Source organism: Streptomyces sp. TSRI0281 (assembly GCF_001905125.1).
Lineage (GTDB): Bacteria > Actinomycetota > Actinomycetes > Streptomycetales > Streptomycetaceae > Streptomyces.
Genome location: NZ_LWLE01000026.1, coordinates 16868 through 36073 on the forward strand (window position 1 = coordinate 16868; position 19206 = coordinate 36073).

General features: G+C 66.3%; 22 protein-coding genes and 2 pseudogenes. 15 read left to right on the forward strand and 9 right to left on the reverse strand.

Features of this window, described 5'->3' with window-relative positions:
- The first annotated feature begins 39 nt into the window (after positions 1-39).
- The 4 genes from A6A29_RS45030 (at position 40) to A6A29_RS28645 (ending at position 3008) form a co-directional block, all read left to right on the forward strand.
- Entirely contained in the window at positions 40-909 is an 870-nt protein-coding gene (locus tag A6A29_RS45030; RefSeq protein WP_143197101.1) for a hypothetical protein, read from the forward strand.
- Positions 906-1085: a hypothetical protein gene (locus A6A29_RS45035; RefSeq protein WP_143197102.1), complete on the forward strand. Its 180-nt coding sequence runs from the start codon at positions 906-908 to the stop codon at positions 1083-1085. The genes A6A29_RS45030 and A6A29_RS45035 overlap by 4 nt, the downstream gene beginning before the upstream one ends.
- Positions 1086-1586: 501 nt before the next feature.
- On the forward strand, positions 1587-1976 hold the full coding sequence (locus tag A6A29_RS28640) for a peptidase inhibitor family I36 protein (RefSeq protein WP_073724273.1): 390 nt from the start codon (positions 1587-1589) through the stop codon (positions 1974-1976).
- Between the two features lie 210 nt (positions 1977-2186).
- A complete protein-coding gene (locus tag A6A29_RS28645) occupies positions 2187-3008 on the forward strand; it encodes a hypothetical protein (RefSeq protein WP_143197103.1) in 822 nt (273 codons plus the stop codon).
- Between the two features lie 29 nt (positions 3009-3037).
- On the opposite strand, the gene A6A29_RS28650 is transcribed toward A6A29_RS28645, so the two are convergent.
- Together A6A29_RS28650 and A6A29_RS28660 are read right to left on the reverse strand one after the other, a co-directional pair.
- Positions 3038-4242 (reverse strand): IS3 family transposase gene (locus A6A29_RS28650; RefSeq protein WP_107468355.1). Its coding sequence is split into 2 segments (ribosomal slippage): positions 3038-4002 and positions 4002-4242, totalling 1206 coding nucleotides; the frame shifts between segments, so codons are not numbered across the junction.
- A gap of 266 nt (positions 4243-4508) precedes the next feature.
- The gene (locus A6A29_RS28660) at positions 4509-4730 is read right to left on the reverse strand and encodes a hypothetical protein (protein WP_143197104.1); all 222 of its coding nucleotides are present in this window, start codon (positions 4728-4730) and stop codon (positions 4509-4511) included.
- A gap of 307 nt (positions 4731-5037) precedes the next feature.
- Here A6A29_RS28660 and A6A29_RS28665 point away from each other — a divergent pair, with 307 nt between their 5' ends.
- The gene (locus A6A29_RS28665) at positions 5038-5355 is read left to right on the forward strand and encodes a hypothetical protein (RefSeq protein WP_073724281.1); all 318 of its coding nucleotides are present in this window, start codon (positions 5038-5040) and stop codon (positions 5353-5355) included.
- A gap of 441 nt (positions 5356-5796) precedes the next feature.
- Here the strand turns inward: A6A29_RS28665 and A6A29_RS28670 are convergent, their stop codons facing one another.
- From A6A29_RS28670 to A6A29_RS28680, 3 genes are all read right to left on the reverse strand, one after another.
- Entirely contained in the window at positions 5797-5991 is a 195-nt protein-coding gene (locus tag A6A29_RS28670; RefSeq protein WP_073724283.1) for a hypothetical protein, read from the reverse strand.
- Positions 5992-6092: 101 nt separating this feature from the next.
- Entirely contained in the window at positions 6093-6284 is a 192-nt protein-coding gene (locus tag A6A29_RS28675) for a hypothetical protein (RefSeq protein ID WP_073724285.1), read from the reverse strand.
- On the reverse strand, positions 6281-6472 hold the full coding sequence (locus A6A29_RS28680) for a hypothetical protein (protein ID WP_143197105.1): 192 nt from the start codon (positions 6470-6472) through the stop codon (positions 6281-6283). The genes A6A29_RS28675 and A6A29_RS28680 overlap by 4 nt, the downstream gene beginning before the upstream one ends.
- Positions 6473-6820: 348 nt before the next feature.
- On the opposite strand from A6A29_RS28680, the gene A6A29_RS28685 reads away from it, so the two are divergent.
- The 3 genes from A6A29_RS28685 to A6A29_RS28695 all read left to right on the forward strand — a co-directional run bounded on the left by A6A29_RS28685 (position 6821) and on the right by A6A29_RS28695 (position 8365).
- Complete coding sequence (locus A6A29_RS28685; RefSeq protein WP_143197106.1) at positions 6821-7129, forward strand: hypothetical protein; 309 nt, start codon at positions 6821-6823, stop codon at positions 7127-7129.
- 462 nt (positions 7130-7591) lie between these two features.
- Entirely contained in the window at positions 7592-7849 is a 258-nt protein-coding gene (locus tag A6A29_RS28690; protein ID WP_073724291.1) for a hypothetical protein, read from the forward strand.
- Between the two features lie 282 nt (positions 7850-8131).
- A complete protein-coding gene (locus tag A6A29_RS28695; RefSeq protein WP_073724293.1) occupies positions 8132-8365 on the forward strand; it encodes a hypothetical protein in 234 nt (77 codons plus the stop codon).
- Between the two features lie 30 nt (positions 8366-8395).
- Here A6A29_RS28695 and A6A29_RS45480 read toward each other — a convergent pair whose 3' ends face one another.
- Positions 8396-8557: a hypothetical protein gene (locus A6A29_RS45480; RefSeq protein ID WP_158074481.1), complete on the reverse strand. Its 162-nt coding sequence runs from the start codon at positions 8555-8557 to the stop codon at positions 8396-8398.
- Positions 8558-8802: 245 nt separating this feature from the next.
- Between A6A29_RS45480 and A6A29_RS28700 the strand changes: the two genes are divergently transcribed.
- The 6 genes and pseudogenes from A6A29_RS28700 to A6A29_RS28730 all read left to right on the forward strand — a co-directional run bounded on the left by A6A29_RS28700 (position 8803) and on the right by A6A29_RS28730 (position 13951).
- Positions 8803-9336, forward strand: a complete 534-nt coding sequence (locus A6A29_RS28700; protein ID WP_073724295.1) for a GrpB family protein — start codon at positions 8803-8805, stop codon at positions 9334-9336.
- A 38-nt stretch (positions 9337-9374) separates the two neighbouring features.
- Complete coding sequence (locus A6A29_RS28705; protein ID WP_143197107.1) at positions 9375-9587, forward strand: DUF6233 domain-containing protein; 213 nt, start codon at positions 9375-9377, stop codon at positions 9585-9587.
- 917 nt (positions 9588-10504) lie between these two features.
- Positions 10505-11305: pseudogene (locus tag A6A29_RS47115) on the forward strand (IS701 family transposase); the annotation flags it as partial.
- 343 nt (positions 11306-11648) lie between these two features.
- Positions 11649-12998, forward strand: coding sequence for a hypothetical protein (locus A6A29_RS28720; RefSeq protein ID WP_073724299.1), 1350 nt, complete (start codon positions 11649-11651; stop codon positions 12996-12998).
- A complete protein-coding gene (locus A6A29_RS28725) occupies positions 12920-13303 on the forward strand; it encodes a hypothetical protein (protein ID WP_143197108.1) in 384 nt (127 codons plus the stop codon). Before A6A29_RS28720 ends, A6A29_RS28725 begins: the two co-directional genes overlap by 79 nt.
- A 213-nt stretch (positions 13304-13516) precedes the next feature.
- Positions 13517-13951 carry a hypothetical protein gene (locus A6A29_RS28730; protein ID WP_073724303.1) on the forward strand — a complete coding sequence of 145 codons (435 nt, stop codon included), beginning with the start codon at positions 13517-13519 and terminating at the stop codon, positions 13949-13951.
- Positions 13952-14698: 747 nt separating this feature from the next.
- Here A6A29_RS28730 and A6A29_RS45040 read toward each other — a convergent pair.
- Positions 14699-15631 carry a hypothetical protein gene (locus A6A29_RS45040; RefSeq protein ID WP_143197109.1) on the reverse strand — a complete coding sequence of 311 codons (933 nt, stop codon included), beginning with the start codon at positions 15629-15631 and terminating at the stop codon, positions 14699-14701.
- Between the two features lie 689 nt (positions 15632-16320).
- Positions 16321-17229 carry a hypothetical protein gene (locus tag A6A29_RS28740; protein WP_143197110.1) on the reverse strand — a complete coding sequence of 303 codons (909 nt, stop codon included), beginning with the start codon at positions 17227-17229 and terminating at the stop codon, positions 16321-16323.
- A 284-nt stretch (positions 17230-17513) separates the two neighbouring features.
- On the opposite strand from A6A29_RS28740, the pseudogene A6A29_RS28745 reads away from it, so the two are divergent.
- Positions 17514-18081, forward strand: a pseudogene (locus tag A6A29_RS28745) (transposase family protein).
- 246 nt (positions 18082-18327) lie between these two features.
- On the opposite strand, the gene A6A29_RS28750 reads toward A6A29_RS28745, so the two are convergent.
- Positions 18328-19068, reverse strand: coding sequence for a hypothetical protein (locus A6A29_RS28750; RefSeq protein ID WP_073724308.1), 741 nt, complete (start codon positions 19066-19068; stop codon positions 18328-18330).
- Between the last annotated feature and the right edge of the window lie 138 nt (positions 19069-19206).

Sequence of the window (19206 nt, forward strand, 5' to 3'; positions counted from 1 at the left end):
ACCGGACGGACTACCACGCCAAGCCCCTAATCTTCTGTCATGGCAACAAGCGATCACGTTCTGCGGCTCGTTCAGAAGGCATTGGACGAGTTCGACGACATACCGTTGGAAGTGTCGGTCCGTCGTGCTGTGCGCATCGCGAACCTGGTGGGCGACACCAAGTACGCGGTCCGGCTTTCACTCGACCTCAATACCACAGGCGGGGACCGAACGACGAACGGTGAAATCTCCCGCATGCTCATGCAGGATCCATCAACTTGGGGATCGATGACGGGACCCGCAGAACAAGCTGTCATGGCGTGGATGAATGACCGGAAAATCGAGGGCAACGACGACAACATTGATAGCCATTCGCTAGCTGAGCTGGAGTTCTGGGACAACGAACTCGAAGACCTCAAGAGGACTGGCGAGAGAGGTGACTACGTAGTCGACCTCAACACACGCCAGCGGTCTACGCGCATCCGCGCCCGGGCCCGGCATCTGACGTTCGCCCTGCTGTGTTCCTGGGAACGCCGCCTCGACTACAGCACCATCAACAAGTCCATCTTCGACGGCTACCGCGTCAAAGTGGACGCGCTCCTGGCCGACGGAGTACCAGAACTGCTCCAGCAGTTCAGCGCCGTCTACCGACGGCTCCAGGAGGCAGCCAACAGCGCACCTGAGCGCGACTCACCGAAGAGCTGTCCCAGGCCATCACCACATGCCGCCGCATTCTCAAAGCCGTCGTCGACCACGTGTTCCCGGCCCGTTCCGAACCCTCTGCGGACGGACACATCCTCGACGACTCCAAACACCGCAATCGACTGTCGGAGTTCCTCAAAGAGGCTGTCACCAGCGACTCCAGCCGGACGCTCATCACGGCCACCGTCGCAGGGCTGTACGAGCGGTTCGCCGCCATCGACAAGATGACGAACAAGGCGGTCCACGCAAAGGTCGCGAACGACATCGCCAACCTGTGCGCGCTGAACACGTACATCGTCTGCGGCGAGATCATCAACCTGCACGTTCTGGTCTCCGACAAGCAAAGTGAGCCTTCGCCCGTCGCTGAGGACACCGCCGCCCAACCCGACGAGGCGCCCCGTTGAGGCACGGCGTGGCGCGTAGCACTGCCATGTGCCACGAGAGGGAGCTGACCGAGACTCCAGGGCCTACACGCACACCAGTGCGATGCCGCAGCTCGGGAGCCCCGGGCATCGCACCTCAGTGCGTGTAGGGCCTGGGAGCGGTGCCGCTGGCCCCGGACAGCGAAGGACCCCGGGCCGCCTGCGCCCCGGGGTCCTGTCGCCGGTCTCACCGCCGCTGCTCACCAGTCGTCAGGCGCGCTGCCCACCCACGCGATCGGCCGGCCCTCGCTGTTGCGGTCCCAATGCGGTTCCTCCATCGAGGTCTCGTCACCGTCGGGCAGGACGCAGATCCGCCAGATACGCGTACTGGCCTTCGCCCGGCGCAAGACCGCGCGGCGAGTCAAAACCCTGAAGAGAATCTGCCACCTTGTGCGAAAGCGTAGTAGCGCAGGGGGCCGAGCAATACGTTCTCGTGGTGCGAAATGAGCTCACATCTCTCTCCCTGACTCGAGGAGCATCGACATGCGCCGCATACTCGTACCCATCCTGACAGCCGGATTCGCCGCCGCGCTGACCATTGCTGGATCCGCCTCCGGTGCGTCCGCCTCCGTCACTGGCACCGCCTCGTGTCCGAGCGGGAACCTGTGCGTGTGGGACCAGACCTCCTACAACGGAAACATGTACAAGTTCGCCGGGACCAACCAGTCCTGGGACCTCTGGTCCGTCAACAACCGCGACGCCTCCTGGTACAACCACGGAACCTCCGGCCTGAAAGCCTGTATCTGGGGAGACGAGTACAGCGTCATCTGGGGCTGGGGCGGTGGGCTGAAGTCCGTTGCGAGCGGCACTTCGTCCCCGTCGGACGCCAACCGGGCCTACAAGGGCAGCTCTAACAGCTGGGGCAACTGCTGATCCAGCTTCCACCTTCCGCGGTGCCGTTTCAGGCACGGGCCCTGAAACGGCACCGGTCCCGGCTCACACCTCAAAGAAGGACTGACCTCCCACATGCGTCTACACCGCTCGCACGTCGCCCCGCTCGCGCTGCTCGGCATGCTGCTCACCAGTTGTGCCGCAGCCCCCACAGCAACAGAGCCCCCCGCGAAGTCCGCCCCACTGCCCGCTGTGCCCTCCCAGATCCAGACGACCAACGGAGAACTTACAAAGGAGGCCGAGCGCTATCGCTTCCTGGCTGAGGGACACCTGATAAGCCGCTGCATGGTACGCCAAGGGTACGAGTACATCGTCCGCACCCCACCAGAAAGCGCCTTGACCGTGCATGCCCCCGCTCTTTTTCATACTCTCGACCCGGACGAGGCCCGCACGCACGGCTACGGGAACCCGGACAACGGCGCCGACGAAGTCCAGCGCTTCGTGTCGGAGGATCCGAACGCGGCCTACGCAGAATCATTGGACGGCGACCGTCGCAACGGATACGACAAGGCTCTCTTCGGCAGTAAAGAAAAGGAGATAGACATCTCTCTGCCCGACGGAGAGAACATCACTACTAACACCGACGGCTGCACTTCCGAGATGCGCCGCGCGCTCTACGGCACTGACCTCGCCGTATACCTGCGCAACGACTACATCGCTGACAACCTTGGCTTGGCCGTGTACCAACGGGTTACCGCCGACCCTGCGTATACGAAGGCCCTCGCCAGGTGGCAGCGCTGCATGCGCGACCGCAGCTACCACTTCGATGGTCCAGGAACGGCAGTCAGCGCAGCCACAAAGACCCGCACGACGCGCACCCGCCCCGCCCCTAACGAGATTGCCATCGCTGTCGCCGACGGCGAATGCCGCACCATCAGCCGTCTGTCCACAACCTTGGAACAGCTCACCGGTACATACCGTGAACGTCTCGCCAAGATCCGCGCTCTGCAACTGGACGCCAACCGCAGGACACGCGTCGATGCCATACAGCGGGCCGGGACCCTGCTGAGTTGAGGTGACCCCCGGAGTGTGGACTCAGGGGTTCATGCTGCGAGTTGGAGTTTAGCTGTCTTGTGGTGCTGCTGTTCGAACTCGATAGGGGAGAGGTAGTCGAGCGCGCTGTGGCGTCGGCGGGCGTTGTAGTAGGTGAGCCACCGGAAGATTTCCAATCTCGCCTGTTGCATCGTCGAGAACAGCTTCCCGTGCATCGTCTCTCGCTTCAGACCCTGCCAGAAACTCTCCGCGAGGGCATTGTCGTAGCTCGAGCCGACCCTTCCCATGCTCCTGCGGATGCCGTACCGGTCGCAGACCTGGGCGAACGCGGCGGACGTATATTGCGATCCGCGGTCCGCGTGGAAGATCCCTCCGGCGGCTTGCCCGCCGCGGGCCGCGACCGCGGCCTGGAGCGCGTCGATGACGAGCTCGGCCCGCATGTGCGGCGCCATCGACCAGCCGAGTACCCGGCGGGAGCGGATGTCGATGACGCAGGCCAGGTAGAGCCACGCGGCTCCGACCTGCACGTATGTGATGTCGCCGCACCACTTCTCGTCCAGCGCGTCAGCGGTGAAGTCCCGCTGGACCAAGTCCGCCACCGGCGGCGCGAGGCGGTCCGGGACCGTGGTGCGCTTCTTCTTCCGCAGGTGGCGGCCGATGATGCCGTGCTTGCGCATCAGCCTGGCCACCCGTTTGCGGTTGACCGTGTGGCCGAAGCCGCGCAGTTCGGCGTGGACCCGGAGTGCGCCGTAGTTCCCGCGGTGTTCGCCATGAATTGCGCGGATCTCCTCGACCAAGGCGTCCTCGGCGGCCTGGCGCTTCTCCCGCGCCTGGGCGCCGGCGATCCACCGGTAGTAGCCCGAGCGGGAGACTGCCAGCACCCGGCATATCCGCTTGATGCCGAACATTCCGGCGTGGGCGGAGACGAAGTCCCAAGCGGCGGTCTTCACTTCATCTCCCGGGCAAAATAGGCGGCTGCCCGTCGCAGGATCTCCCGCTCGAGCTGCCATTCCTTCTCTGCCGCGGCCAGCCGGGCGTTCTCCGCCCGCAGCCGGGCCAGCTCGGCCTCGGTGTCCTGCGACGCGCTGGAGACGGCCGGACGGTCGTCGGCGTCACGCACCCAGGTCCGCAGCGTCTCGGGGTTGACGTTCAGATCAGCCGCGACGTCCCTGAACGTTCGCCTGCCGGCCGAAGCCCTCCACAACGCGATCGCGTCAGACCGGAACTCCGCACTGTACTTCGAGGGCCTTGCCACGTGGATCTACACCTTCCAGGATCAACAAGATCCATTGTCAGGTGTGTCCACACCACGGGGATCACCTCAGATGACGGCGCACCCGTTCCGCCAGACCCAGGGCACCGGGGACACGGTGGCCGCACGGACCGGCCGTGAACCCGCCGCAGCGGGGGAGACGGGTACGGGCGCGGTCGAGGGGAGACCCGCACCGACACGGATCCGGTAGCGGAGACCCTCGCCGGGCCTAGGCCGTTCCTTCCCGTCCTGACGGGCGGTCCTCGTTCTCACCGGGGGCGTCGGCCGCGTCTTCGGAGGTCGGACCTCCTGGTCAACTCCTGGATGCAGTGCACCAGGAACAGCAGGGACAGTATTCCGACGGTGGACAGTCCCTGGAAGCCGAGGATGCGGCAGTCGAGCGGGAGATCACCGCTCAGCAGCGCGGCGAAGGCGCCGTAGAAGCCGAGCCCGCAGCCCATGGATGCCAGGAGAACGTCATGCCAGGTCACCGGCCACCGGGACCTGCGCCCCAGCCGTGAAGGCCGCCCGCGGTGTCTCATCGTGGGAGCTTTCTCGTACGTCGTCTTCCTGCGGTGAAGGGGTACATGCGCTGCTCCTCGCGGCCTGCCCTCCGCCAGGGCCGGCGGCCGTCCGGGCCACCTGGCGTCCCACGCCCCGTGCCCTGACCTCCGGACTCCGGTTGTGTGGATCCCCGCGAACGGATGCCACGCCTGCACCACCGATTGCTAGCTTTGCGCGGTGGTCCGGCCTCCCGCCGGACCACGACCAGACGAAGTCCACCGATCCGGAGGATCCATGAACAAGTCGAAGAAGTGGCTCGGCACGTCAGGACTCGTGTTGGCCACGATGCTGGGAACGACCGTCGCCCTGGCGCCCCAGGCCCAGGCAGCGGAGATGTGCCGAGCCTGGCCCGCGGACAACGGACACCGGGCCGTCGGCCTCTGCCAGGCCGGCAGCGGGGAGTTCCGGGTCCGCGGCGTCTGCGCGGCGCTCCAGGGCAGCGCACCGTTCGTCGGAACCAAGGGGTACCGCAACGGCACCACCGAGCAGGCGTCCATCTGGGACTGCGGCTCGGGCGGCTGGGCCGAGAACCTGTGGGTCGAGGTCCTCTGACCGGCAGCCCGCCGACTCCGTGAGCGCGGGACCCTCTCACCCGGGGCCCCGCGCGCCGGACGGGGGCTAAGTCGTTGTCTTCAGACTACGAGCAGCGCAGCACCGTCGAACGCCGCATCAACCGCTTGAAGCTGTGGCGCGGCATCGACACCGCCGCCATGGGAAGACCGGGTCCGTCTACTTGGCCGGACCCCACGGACGAAGCCGTGCTACGCACGCGTAGTACGTACGCGTGGTTGCGGCTGCTGATCCGGCCGATCCGGCCGATCCGGCCGTGATGATGAAGACGATCCCCGTGGGGCGGCCCGCCCGGACGGCTGCGCGGGCCGTCCGGGCGGGGTTGCGTGGCTTGCTCCCGGCCGTGTTCTGATGCGGTCCGGGGCGGCCACCGCGTGCCGCGCGTGCCCCGTGCCGCGCGTGCCGCGCACCCGCACGTGAGGGTTACGAGGGTTCGATCCAGATGTCGAAGTCGAGTCCGCCGATCTCGGCCCGGAGTCCGGTGTCACCCCGGAGCGTGCCGACCGGGGCGACGCGGCTGACGACGGAGTGACGCTCCAGCAGTTCCGCGATCAGGTCTCGCACACCCGCGCAACGCGGTCCCGCCGTCGGTGTGATCTCCAGGTCCTCGGCATCCATTCCGGCCTCCAGTCCGTCCGGCTGCGTTCAACGACGACGGCGGGTCCGGAGTTGTGCGGACGGCGGCGGCGACCAGGAGCACGGCGTCGTCCGGGCCGGGATCAGTGGCGCGCGTCCGTTTCGGCGCGTATGAGCTGGCGGGTCTTGCGGATGCCGATGACCGCAGCGGTCAGTGCGACGGCCGTGAAGAGGGCGATCAGGAACGGGCTCTTGCACCTGGCCGCGGTGACGGCTGTGTAGACGGCCACGGCCCAGTCCGTCCAGGTCCGCTTCAGCACTGTCGTCAGGTTCACGATCCCTCCCGGCTGGCGGGCCCGGTGCTGAGGGTGCGGCGTCCGGCAGGCCGGACGGCAAACGGTCCGGCGACGGCGCCGGCCAGGCGTTCGGCGGCGAGCACCGCGCGGGGCGCGGCGGGCGACAACTGCGGGTTGTCGGCGGGTATGGGTGCGGGTCCTGTGCCCAGCGAGCGGCGGTTGGTCACCGGGCGATTCTCGCCCGGTGACCAACCCTTTCCCATCCAGTTCTCGCACCCGTACATGTGACCGCGCGCTCCGTACACCCGTGTTCAGCCCCGGGGTCGGGCGTACGGCGGTGGTGGTGATGACGATCCGGCGGGGGTTGCGCGGCTAACCCCGCCGCGTCGCATGGTGCTGCCAAGCAGTCCGCGACACCGTGCCAAGTGTTCGCGAATCCGTCTGGTGCCCCGTCAGAGAAGCCTCCGAGCAGGGCTGGAACCGGAATTCGCCAGAACTGGATCCGGTGGCCTCCGAGGCGGACTGTGGGCCCCGCGCTCATCCCGAGCGCCCCCATCGACATCGAGGAGAGATGCGTGACGATCCAGCAGACACCCCCGACCACCACCACCGTCACCACCCCGGCCGTGCCGCCGCAGACCGGCCCGGCTCCGGCCGCGCCGACTCCTGCCCCCGCTCCTGCCACGGCCCCGCCCTGGTTGGTGGTGACCGTGGCCGCGCTCTGCGTGCTGGTGTTCTTCCTGGTGTGCGGCTTCGGCGGGTTTCTCGTCTACGCGTACCCGAGGCTGCTGGACCCGCTGACGTTCGCCGTGGCGGTCGCGGTAGCGCTGTTCACCCTCGGGATGCTCCTCGTGGCCATCGTGCCGCTGGCCCGCCGCCTGTGACCGCCGGCCCCGGATGTCCCCGGGCCGGTCCTGCGGTCACCAGCCGCCCGCCCCGCGCCCCGCCCGGGCCCGCCGATGCCCCCTGGGCACGCCGTGCGGGCTTCCGGGCAAGCCCCGTCCGGGCTTGCCCGGCCCCGTTGGGCACACCCCGCTCCGCACGCTCCCTGACGGCTGCTCAGCGCCTTTCCGGAGCCGCCCGGAGGGGTTGCACCGGAGAGTGGCTGGACAGGGCGCTGGACGGTTGTTCCGGACGGGGGACCGGAGGTACTGCCGGAGGTGGGAGCCGCCCAAATCGGACACGGCCCGTTTGTGCAGGCCAGACCGTGCGGGCAAGCCGGTCTTCCGCGCCGACACATCTTTCTCCGCGATAGCCGGAGGAGATGTCGGGTCAGGATCCGGGTCAGCGGCGGGGCGTGTCCGGCCCGGCCGGGGCGGTGCGGTGCGGTTCAGGAGATCCGTCATGTGCTCGACGGTCGTCATCAGCCGCCCCGCGTGTTCCGGGCTGTCGGCCGCTTCCCGTCCGGCGGAGTGGGCGAGCAGGCGGGTCGCGTGCCCGAGTGCGGCCCGCAGCTCCTCGATGTGCTGGAGCAGGGCAGCGGTGGACTGGTCGCGTACAGCGGGGTCGGTCTCGGTCATGGGTCGGGTCCTCTCGTGCGGCCGGCCGTCCGGGCCGGGGTGGCCGTGTACGTCATCGTCCGCCGCTGTACGTCACCGGGATGACGTACGACGGCGTCCACCAGGAGCACGGCGCCGTGGCATTGTTCACGAGTCCCGCGGCAGAAGACCCTGGACGGATGAGCGCCCAGGGTCTCCGTGCGACATGACGTGACGTCTGTCCCGACCGGGTTCAACGACCGGCCACGCCCGGTGTCACGCCCCGCTCCGCCCCGGGTCCCAGGCGTTCCTTCGACTCCTTCTTTGAGCGGCGCTCGGGTCGTAGTCTTATGGCGTGCCGGTGCTCGGCTTCCGGTCGTTCACCGCGCTTTCCGGGGGAGGTCGTCTGTGGTCTCGGCGCTGCTGAGTATTCTGGGAGGTCTGCTCCTGCCCGTCGCCGTCCTCATGCTGATTGTCTGCAGACGGGTGCTGTTCTGGGGTCCCGATGCGCTGGAACTCCCCTGGCAAATTCTGTACTTGTTGGTGCTCGCCGTGCTCTTCCTGGTGATTGGCTTCGCGGCGTGGACCGATTTCGGCTGCGGCGCCGAGTGCCAGCCGGTGGTGACGCCCGTACTCCCCTGACCGGACTTGCGAACTTTTTTCACTGGCCCATCAGGGCATCGTCTCCCGAGGAACCGACGAGGTCTCCGACGTTGTCCTGGGCCACACCTCGTCCGGGAGGAGTTCGGCGCAGCTGCACGATTCCGGGTCGCTGAAGGTCGGGTACATGCAGTCCTCGTGGTGGTCCTGGCCGTCGTACACGATCTCGATCACGCGGATCCTCCTGGTGAGTGGTGGTGCAGTTCTCCCGTACACCGCCCCAGTTCCCGAAGGCGGTGAAGCCGGGCGGAGAACACCAAAGTTGAGGCTGGTGTGACGCGCCGGAGGGTTCACCGCACCGGACGGCGGCGACGGGTCCGGCTGCGCGCAGACCCCTCTGCGGGTATCGGCTCGGTACGCGATGGTCGGGACTCTCGAGGCGATTCGATGGGCCCTGGCGGTCCTGGGAGACTGCTGGCATGACTGGCATGATCGTGGTCTGCGACTACGACCCCCGATGGGCTGAGCGATTCGAGGATCTGCGGCAGCGACTTGCACCTCACGTCGCGGATCTGCCGGTATCCATCGAGCATGTCGGGAGTACGGCCGTGCCCGGGTGTGCGGCCAAGCCGATCATCGACCTTGACATTGTGGTGGCCTTGGGGGCGGTCATGCCCGAGCTGATCTCCCGGCTTTCCGGGCAGGGTTACCGGCACGAAGGTGATCTGGGGATCTTGGGGCGGGAGGCCTTTCGAGCCCCTCCCGCGGTTCCCGAACATCACCTGTACGGCGTGGTCGCAGGTTCCGAGCCCTACCTTGATCACATCCTGCTCCGTGACTACCTGCGTCAGCGTCCCGATGAAGTCCGGCGCTACAGCGCGTGGAAGGTGGCCCTCGCGCAGCGGTTCCACGCCGACAGCGAGGGCAGGCGGGAGTACGCGATGGCGAAGGGCGCTCTGGTGGAGGAACTGGTCGCGAAGTCCTACGCCGCCCGGGCCGCCGGAGAACCGTGACGTGGCGGCGGCCACACGGGTTGGTGATGTTGTGAGGAATGATCCGTCGGGTGCCGGTGCCGGTGCCGGGCGGCTGCCGCGTCGCTGTGGGCGGTGGGCAGTTCGGTGAGAGGGGCCGGCCCGGCCAGGCCCGCGACGAGGCTGTGCCGGTCGCTGACATCAGCCGCGAGGAAGCGATGAGAGCGCTGGCCGGGCCGGACATCGAGGCCTGCGGGATCTGCCGGCCGGAGACGGGCCTGGTGGAGAAGTAGGTGAGTGGGCGCGGCAAGCCCCTACCGCTTGCGCGCCTGGCACACTCTCTTTTTCGTCCAGGGCTGTTCGGAGGCTGGCCAGGGGCGATGCCGGGGAGTGGACGACCGGCCCGCTCCACCGTGCCGGATCGTCCGCCCTCAGCACCCGGACATGTCTACGGGTGGCGTACGGCGGCGAGCACCAGGAGCGCGATGCCGGTTGGACTCCCTGGCGGCCGGGAGGATTCGCGCCCGGTCATGACGTATCAGCCACCAGGACCACCGTGTCTGCGGTTTCGTCCAGCTCACCGCCCCACAGCGCCCCGCCTGCCGACACCCGCCGCCGGCCGGCCTCCGGGATGTCGTCGACCATCTCCGTCAGGCCTCGATCAGCTCGACCACCGTCGTGCCCGTGGGGGGAGACGCCCGCTCGTATCGTCCATGACCGGCCCAACGAACCAGGCTGCATGCAGACACCGCTCCCGTACGTCGAAGTGCCTGACGCTGTCGGGGGTCTTGGGAAGTTCTTCGGGGCGGCCTCGTTGCTCGTGGGCGGTCGGGTTCGTTGAAATTACATGGATGAGGAGAGAGCACAGGGGTTTCCGCCGGTGCATGAGCTCGCAGAGGATGTGCTCCTGGAGTGGTTCCGGCGCGAGGTGGCGTCGAATCCGGAGATGGCGTTCGCGGCCGTTGAACGCCTGGTGCTGACGATGCATGAAGTGTCGTGTCCGGTCACTGAAGCCGCGGTGGAGGCCGGAGTCGGCTGGCATCAGGTCGGCCGGGCTCACGCCGCACTGGAAGGAGCCGGACTTCTCCTTCGGCAGGCGGCAGCACTGCTCCTTGGGATGCCTGCCGCCGACCGGGCCGCTGAACGGGATGCGATCGCCCAGGCTCTGGGCGAGGAACTGCCCGGCGACGGCGGGAGCCAGGACGCGGAACAGGAGTGCGTAGTGCCGGCCGGAGAGGGGATCTGGTCGGCGGCAGTCAGCAGGTTTCGGGAGAATACCCGGGCTGGGGTGTCGCCCTTGGAGGGGCCTCTCTCAGCTGACGAACCCGGGCGCTCTCTCGTGCCGGGCCAGAGGATCGCCGTCCCGGCCCTGGCCGGGGACACCGCCGCCTTCCGGCTCGGCCTGAAAGAACGCGGTCTCCACTACATGGTGGGCATCTCGACCACGACCACCGCGCAACCCGAAAACGCCCAGCCGTGCATCCCGGCCTGCTCCGGCCGCGGCCCGTATCCGGTTCCTGCCTACCCCGAGCCGGCGCAGAGGGTGAAGAGCCTGGTCATCGCGGCCGGTAGATCTTCCGCGCGGCCGGTGCAGCGGAGGGAGGGATCACGGCCCGGCAGCGGCCGCAGCGGGCACAAGCGCATGTATTCGCGCTTTGTGGCCCTGCGGATCCGGCCCGCCGGACGTGAGATCCGCAAGGCCACAGCCGGCACCGGGCTTCCGGTCCGCTGGCTGCTGGCCGAATGGCCCGCCGACCAGGACGAGCCCGTGCAGTTCTGGCTCTCCAACCTGCCCGGGACCACCCCGCTGCCCGTCCTCGTGCGCACCGCGAAGCTCCGATGGCGCATCGAGAACGACTACCGCGAGATGAAACAGGCCCTCGGCCTGGCCCACTTCGAAGGCCGGACCTGGCCAGGCCGGCACCACCACGTCACCCTCGTCTCGGTCGCCCACGCCTTCTGCACCCTGCAGCGACTGAGCCGATCCCCAAAAGAGACGGCGTCGGCCTGAGCCTCTACCGAGTCGTCCGCGAACTGCAGATACTCCTCGCGACCTGGACCGGCGCCTGCCCCACCTGTCACCGCAACATGCCAGACCCCGCACCAACATGACCAAGCACTACTAGCCGCCCGCCCCGCAGTTGCCGGTGGCCCCATCGTGATAACCGTCCGTAAATTGACTGCCGCGTGCTGTTATGAAGTGGGAGGTTTGGTATGCGTTGAATGCGCTGAATCTTCTTCTATCGACAGGGCGCCCCATGTCATCTGGATTGCCGCTTTCCCGGGATGAACGCCTGAAGCGACTGCGTGCGCAGTTGCAGGACGGGACATCGCCCAGGAGTTTCGAGGGGCGGGTGGAGTCTCCGAAGGAGGCGCACCTGCTGTTCGGGGTGATGCTGCACGGCGCTGCCCGGCTGGAGGCGGGACTGGAGCTGACGGACCTGGAGTCCCAGCTGGTGGGGCCGGTACGGCGGTTGCTGTCCGATGAGGAGGTGCGTGAGTTCGGGCGAGTCTACCGGGAAGAGGCGGCGACCCGCTCGCGGTTGTTTCCGGACACCCTGGCCACCCGGCCGGTCAGCCGGGGCTACTGCGTGGCGGACCTGGTGGCAGACCTGCCGGGTCTGGGCGAGGAACTGGAGTCCCTGCCGAACGCGAACGTGATCGACCTCGACGCTCCCGGCGGCATGGACGCCGCCAAGGCCGCGGACTCCGGGGAGTTCCTCCGGGCCGTGGCCGCCTACGGGTACGGGGCTACGGTGGTGACCGCGTCCGCGCACTCGCCCGCACCAGCGAGCAGCACCGTACTGCAGGCACGGCTGACGGCGGTGAGCTTCTCGTGCGAGTACGAGTCCAACGAGCTCAGCGGTTCCGACGAGATCTACTGGGCCCTTGGCGCCGGCTCCGACCGGGGCGCGAAGACGTCGCTCGTCACAGGGGTCTACGGGGACGTGGACGCCGGTGAAACGCACTCCATGAACGTCACGATGTTCGAAGGACCGGCCGAGAAGCTGATGGTCTGGCACGCCCAGTGCTGGGAATCAGATCACGGCCAGGCGGACGACGACCTGCGGCGCACGATCGAGGAGATCGCGGCCGAGCTCAGGGACGTCGCCGCGGTAATGGGCAAGCTGCCGCTCGGCACGGTCTGGGAACAGACGACCAGTTATGTCAAGCTGCTGGCCATTCTCGCCGACTTCGTCTCCAGCATCATCGGCTGGCTCCTGGACGACTTCGTGGCCGAGCGCACCGTGATCTATGACCGTGCGGCCCTGGAGGTCCTCTCCTCCATCCCCGGCTACACGATGGGCTACACCTTCACCGGACCGGCGGGAGAGGGCAAATACTCACTGAGCGTCAACGTCCAGACCCAGCCCGTCTCGGAGACCTACCCTCCGATCGCCGCTATGTGGCCCGCCCTGCCCAGCGACTTCACCACCGGCCTCGACGCAGCCTGTCTGGTGCCGAAGTACACGGACAGGGCTTTCGTCATGCTGTTCAAAGGCTCTCCTACCTCATGTACGACGCCGGGATTCATGAGGTTATTTACCCTCCCCGTCCGATTTTCACGGCCTTTCGGGGCCTGGCCGGGACCGTTTTCGCCGACGGCATCGATACGGTCTGCCCTGTGCACGACGACCCGTATGGCGTCTACCTCTTCAAGGGCAGCTCCTACGGCCGCTACGACATGTACCACCACAAGTTGATGGAAGGCCCCGGCACCATCGCCTCGGGGTGGCCCGGCGTGGGCGCCACCGCCTTCGCAGGCGGCATCGATGCGGCCGTACTCAAGCCCGGCCAGCCCGTCACGTTCCTCTTCAAGGGCGACTCGTACCTGGTCTACAACCTGGACGCCAAGAGGATCAGCGCCGGACCCGGAAAAATCGCGGCCGGCTGGGACGTGTACGGGAGCGTCTTCGCGACGGGCGTCGATACCGCCTGCGGAGATCCCGACGGCAGCAAGAACGTACTCCTGCTCAAGGGCGACATCGCCAACCGGCACCCCTCCTAGCAGCCATGTCGGCCCCGCGCCCGACACGTACGACGTGTGCACCGACGGCTACTTCAACCGCGGCTCGCACGTCGCGGACCGGCGAGCTGAACTGGCCTGAGCCACGCACTCGGCCGCTGCCCACTTCCAGGGCGCGGAGCCCCCGGGCGTCACCCGCATGCCCGGAATTCGTTGACTCCACAGAGCACGTCCACCACACCAGGGAGAGCTTGTATGTCTATCAAGGCCAATGAACTGCGTGCCGACGGTGAGAACCTCCGCGTGAGCGGCTTCATCACGGGGGCGGAGCCCGGTGCTGCCACCGTCGACGTCTTCGTTTCCGCAGCGGTGTATGTGGACGGCGACGGCGGGCAGACCGGTGGTGCTTCCGGCAAGGTTTCCGGCGTTTCCGTCACGATCGCCAACAGGCAGTGGGCCGACTTCGCCGTGACGGTGCCGGCGAACATCGACAAGGGACCGTGGATTCCCGGCGGCGTCGTCATTGTGTTCACGACGCTGAAGGACTCCGATGGAAGGGTCCTCGCCAAGGACGAGATGATGCTCAAAACGGAGGGTGGTCCCAAGACCGGGATCGAGGCGTTCATGGAGCAGTTCAACAGCTCCCATGTCACGATCGCGCTGCCCACCGTCGACGTATCGGCGCCGTAGCCCTTTCCGGGGCTCGATCCTCCGCCCAGGGGGCGCCGAGCACCGTGAGCTTGCCCGTCTCCCCTCACATTGTCGGCACTGGTGGACGCAGGCGTGAGTGACAAGGCGTCGGGGTGAACGCCCCACGGCGCCGTCGTCCCGCGCGTCGTCGAGATCGAGGTGCGGCGTCATAACCGCCCAGGACGCCGACATCACGAGACCCCGGGCGCCATCGTCCGGGGTCTCGCGGTGCACTGTGACGTGACCGGCCGGTTCAACTCGGCGGCCGCGAGTACCCGCTCGGGGGCCGGGCCGGGCAGGTCCGCGTGATCGGCCGGAGCATGCTCCCGGAGGAGATTCATTACGCGGGACCAGCTCTCCACCACACTCATTCCCCGCTGCCCCTCTCTGCACGGATTCGCTATGCCACTCAACGGGCTCACCTACTGTAGTTCGAACACCTCCCTCAACGGCGCGGGAGCCCTGTGCGTTGCGGTCCTCAACCTGACTCGACCCGAGTCACCCGATCAGTGGCCACTCTGAAAAAGCTCAGTGTCTCGATCGGCCGACCGCGCAGGTCAACGATCAGCTCGCTATTCGTCATCACAGCAGAGTAACCAGCCCCCACCACGTGGCACTCACCGGTCAAAGAGACGAGCTCGTTAGACCTGCGGTCACAGGGGAGTACGCCCCATCCGAAGGCTCTTGATCAACCCCCACCTACCTCGCGCCGGCGCTGGCGATGGGAGTGTGCTGGCTCGTGAGGTGTCAGGACTGGAACTGCGCCACCTGCAGAACGGGCATGTTGCAGGACAACCCCGCATTCGCATGCGTATCGACTTCAAACCCCTTATTCGCGTCCACCGCTGTAATACAGGCGACCCAGACGTAGTACTGGCGCGTATTGGTTACCAAGAGCTCGAACGCAGAACCGTCGCCTCCGGAGATGGTCCCTCGGTGGTCTTGTGCTCCGGAAGGGTTCAACTCGGTGCGCTGCCAAAGTGTGATGGATTTATTTCCGTCGGTTCTGGGGTCGCCGCCACTTGTTAGATCCCGGCTCTGGACAATGATGTGAAGGAAGCCTGCTGCACTGGCTGACCTCTGCTCATGAGTATCCGGGTTGTAGATACGATGTGTGAGGTTGTCAGTACCGGACCAGTTGACATATGGCTGAATCACCATGCGGGACGCTGGCGATGATGCCGCTACATACACACCCACCGCTGCGAAGGCGTGCTGTACGCCGCTGATCGTATAGCGTTCCGCCCAAAACGTCCCTGTCCGGACGTCGGCTTTGGCGTCACCGTTAAAGCCGTCCCCGTCAATCAGCCGCCATGTCAACCTATAGCGGTCGGAGGCCCCCGTGCCGTCGACATCGGGCTGGTAGGGAGTACTCACGAGGTCTTCGCGGTCCTGCGCCAGCACGAGCGGCGGGATCTTCCCGGACAATATTGTCGCGTGTGGCCACTTGGCCGTGAGAGCTTCGACCTCGGCCGACATGCGACTCGCCAGTACCTTGCCATCTTTCGAGAAATCAGTTCGAAGCTGCTGCTGAGCGGGAGGCAGGGATAGCGGCGGAGGATAGGTGGCGTCCTCTTGCTCGGCTAGGATCGCCCCCAGCCGACTCGCTGGTCCCGGCGCACCTAGCTCCTCCTCTATGTCAGCGATTGCTTGCTTGTCTCGGTCGTCGTAACTTGTCATCTCTGCCTCCTGTAGAACGTTCCTATAGCAGCAGGATCCTCAGCAAGCCATGCGCCCCCAGGGGTATGACAAATCAGGCAGGCGTCAAAATCGCATCAAAGAAACGTGACCGTGGCGTCCTCCGGACGCTTGCGTCGCTCTTCTATAGGCAGAGCGGTGACGCGTCTTATCTCAAGCGTCCCACGCCGGCCAGAAGTTGACAACCCGAGCCATGCTTTGTTGGTCCATTCTTCCAGCTCCCACTGGAGAAGCTGAGGGGCCAGTATTAGTCAGCACGGATTTCGCAGAGTGGAGGTCCGGCCATGTCTGTCGATGTGAGCTCGCAACGCCTCGTCGAAGCGGAGGCCCCAACCGAGTAACGCTCGTTTCGCGCTCCCAGGCTTCGCGGCCAGTCGAACTGCACATAAACGCGACCGACCTGACGAAGCGTCTACAGCACACGCAACGGCCGGGCGGTCTCACCACCGCACCACCCGGCTGCCCTATCCCTTACCCTGTGCCCGGTGTCCGCGTGGAGAACCATGCCTGCGTGCGACGCGACCAGGCGGATCCATCGAGCGCAGAGCCACGACCGGGCCTTGAGCGTCCGGGCTTGACCGCCCGGGCAGCGCCCGGTTCGAGGTAGGCCGAATCGAGGGCGGAGCCCTCCTCTGCGTGGTGTCCACCTCAGGATGATATTGACATTTCTCTTACCTACCTGATTCCGCTTCATATCGCCCGAGGAGTTCTGCCGCCTGATCTTTCAACGCTGATTGGCTTTTCTCATGCGCTCCTTCGCGCTCGAAGTTGACGTGCTGGCTGAGCGATTGGTCGTACGCATCAGGATGCAGGTATAGCCCGCGCTCCTCCTCCGGCTTGTCTTCTTCCGGGACGATTCGGTTCCGGGTGGCGTAGGGGTCCTGACGTACCCCGGTGACTTGCCATGACACCTTGACGTTCGGTTTATCGGTCCTGATTGAGAATCTGTTTTCCTGAACTTCCTCTGCAACGATCGCTTGCGCGAACTGCCCGATGCTTGTCAGGTGATAGGTGAAGTCATGGTTGAGTGCCTCAAAGTAGCTGGGCAGTTCCACCACCGCCGCACCGTTGTCGTCTGTCTCGACATTGCCGAAATAGACGTTGAGCATGTCTGGCGACTCGACAAAGGAGTGGAGTAGGTATTTGTTCTGAGGATCGAGCGGGTGATCGATCTTGAACCCTCCGGAACCTTTCGTCAACGCGCCAGTCACGTGTACCTTGCCGGTGAAGTACCCAGCGTAGCCCTCTTCGCTCTGGCCCCAGATGCCGTATGCGAACGACCCGGTGTCCGCTCGACCCATCACGCCGGTATTGTCCCTTCCCATTCCGAAGCCCACCACGCCGGTCGGCACGCCGCCATCAGCATGGCTGGATCCTTGGACACCGTAGCCGTAGCTGTACCCGGCAGTTCCCACCTGACCAATTCCAGTAACGCCAATCGCAATCGGTGGCGTGGGTGCACTAAACTGATTTCGCCGATTTGCGACCACCATTGCACCGTCGAGACGATCCGCCTCGAGGAATGTCTGATTTTCGCCGGCATTCTGATATGTGCCGAACTGCATCTTTCCTGTTGTCATTTACACCCACCTCCAACGGCGTTGCCTGGCGAATCCACTACGGAGGATGCACCATTTGGCAGCCATCATTTGTCGGGCGACCAATGGGTACTGGCCAAATGTCTATTTCTATGCTCTGCCCATGGATGCTGGCCCGCAAGTGCCAGTATTTCGGTCCAATGAGTGTTCTCAGCGTGGCCAGTGATCGGGTGACGGGGGGTGTGGAGAGGCGTCCGCAACACACAGGGCCCCAGTGCTGCTGAGGGAGGTGTTCGAAGTCTCAACCCATCGGCACAGGAGCCCTGTTGGTTCCCTATCCTGCCGCACTCGACCTCCCGCACGCACTGGTCGAGTGGGTCACCATGCTCATCGTCACCCGCGAGGGTGACCGGCACTGCAAGCTGCCGCCGCACCAGCGTGCGCTGGTCGCCTAGGTGTACCTGCGCAAGCACGACCCCCTCGTACAGAAAGCCGCCGGCTTTGGGATCTCCGTCGGCACCGCCCACGCCTACACATCCGCCGTGATCGCTCTCCTCGCCGGCCAGGCCCCGGGCCTGCTCAAGGTCCTGGGCGAGAGCGATCCGGACTACGTACTGCTCGACGGCACTCTCGCGGAGTGCGACCGGGCCGGCGACGGACGGGCCGACTTCTCCCACAAGCACCGCCGGCACGGCGTGAACGTGCAGGTCGTGACCGACCCGACGGGCCACAGCCCAGCGCACGGTCAACCGAGCACTGGCCCAGGCCCGAGCACCCGTCGAACGCGGGATGGCACGACTGAAGTCCTGGCGCATCTTCCGCCGGTCCCGCGTAAGCCCCAACCGCATGACGTCAATCGCCGCAGCCGCCCTCACCCTGGAGAGGCAACGCTGAAAACGCTCACTGTGCTGTGCGGTGAACCCCACGTCATCACCATGTCGGCCCGACGGTGCGCCGGTGGCCAGGCGCACCATTGGCGCGGTGATCGGGCGCCGGTGGGTGCGGACGTCTCCGCGGCAGACAGCGTCGCACGGACTGAATGGGCCAGCCTGACCGGGTTGAGTTGCCCCCGGACAGGGGTGTCGACTGGCTTGCTCCGAGGACTGGTGCGCTGCCGTTCATACCGGGGTGGTGCAGATATCACGCGTCCTTTCCCGATTCCTGGTGGGACAGCGCATGGCCGGCGGGGCGGAACGTGGCCAGGCACAGCCCGCAGAGCAACGGCCCTTGTCTGAAGGCGTAAGGGGAGATCTGGATCTTTCGGGGCGGGGGGCACTCGCAGATGATCAGGAAACGGGTGGCGGTTCGGCCGCCGCGCGGCGGCCGAACCGCCTGGACGGTGGCTTCGAGCTGGACGGCTGCGGCGGCGTCGAGGACGGCGACGACATCGGCCCACCGAAGGAGTTCCGAGTCGTCGAGCGAACAGCGGGTCAGCCCCAGGACCGGGGCGGAGGATGCAGGAGGCGTGAGCCCGACTTCGCGGGCCAGATTGGCGTATCGCTTGTTGTGGTACCGGCCGTTGCTGGTGGTGTCCTTGATGTTCCGACTCAGAGCCAGGCCATGCGCGGCATGGTGGAGGAGGCCCTCCAGCATCGCGCGGCCGCCGAACCCGAGAGCACCGGATGAAACCTGGAGTTCCACCCTGATGGAGCCATCGCGGATGAAGTGGCGGCCCGTGCGCAGAGCTGCGCACTTGGTGGGGTCCTGGGTATCCGTGCTGGGCGGGGTGGTGACCGAGATGTCGGGGACCCCAGGGAACCGGCGGCAGATCTCCTTCCACGCCGTTTCGACGCTGCTGATGATGATGGTGCCGTGGACGACGGACGCGGTCGGCTCCTTCAAAACAGGAGGTGTGTCCGAGAAGAGGGTCAGGTCGGTCACTGAAGTTTCCCCGTGATCCTGGACACTCGTCCGTTAAGCCGCGAGGGCGTGTTGATGCCGCTGCCTGGTCTCGGCCGGGGTGAGGTAGCCGAAGATCTTGTGCTTGCGCAGGCGGCGGCGGTTGTAGAAGGTCTCGAT

Bases quoted from the DNA above. Each gene is read 5' to 3' on its own strand.
- A6A29_RS28670 (WP_073724283.1), bottom strand. From the start codon at position 5,991: ATGGATGCCGAGGACCTGGAGATCACACCGACGGCGGGACCGCGTTGC.
- A6A29_RS45035 (WP_143197102.1), top strand. From the start codon at position 906: ATGACGAACAAGGCGGTCCACGCAAAGGTCGCGAACGACATCGCCAAC.
- A6A29_RS28705 (WP_143197107.1), top strand. From the start codon at position 9,375: ATGATCCGTCGGGTGCCGGTGCCGGTGCCGGGCGGCTGCCGCGTCGCT.
- A6A29_RS28640 (WP_073724273.1), top strand. From the start codon at position 1,587: ATGCGCCGCATACTCGTACCCATCCTGACAGCCGGATTCGCCGCCGCG.
- A6A29_RS28700 (WP_073724295.1), top strand. From the start codon at position 8,803: ATGACTGGCATGATCGTGGTCTGCGACTACGACCCCCGATGGGCTGAG.
- A6A29_RS45040 (WP_143197109.1), bottom strand. From the start codon at position 15,631: ATGACAAGTTACGACGACCGAGACAAGCAAGCAATCGCTGACATAGAG.
- A6A29_RS28730 (WP_073724303.1), top strand. From the start codon at position 13,517: ATGTCTATCAAGGCCAATGAACTGCGTGCCGACGGTGAGAACCTCCGC.
- A6A29_RS28740 (WP_143197110.1), bottom strand. From the start codon at position 17,229: ATGACAACAGGAAAGATGCAGTTCGGCACATATCAGAATGCCGGCGAA.
- A6A29_RS28665 (WP_073724281.1), top strand. From the start codon at position 5,038: ATGAACAAGTCGAAGAAGTGGCTCGGCACGTCAGGACTCGTGTTGGCC.
- A6A29_RS45030 (WP_143197101.1), top strand. From the start codon at position 40: ATGGCAACAAGCGATCACGTTCTGCGGCTCGTTCAGAAGGCATTGGAC.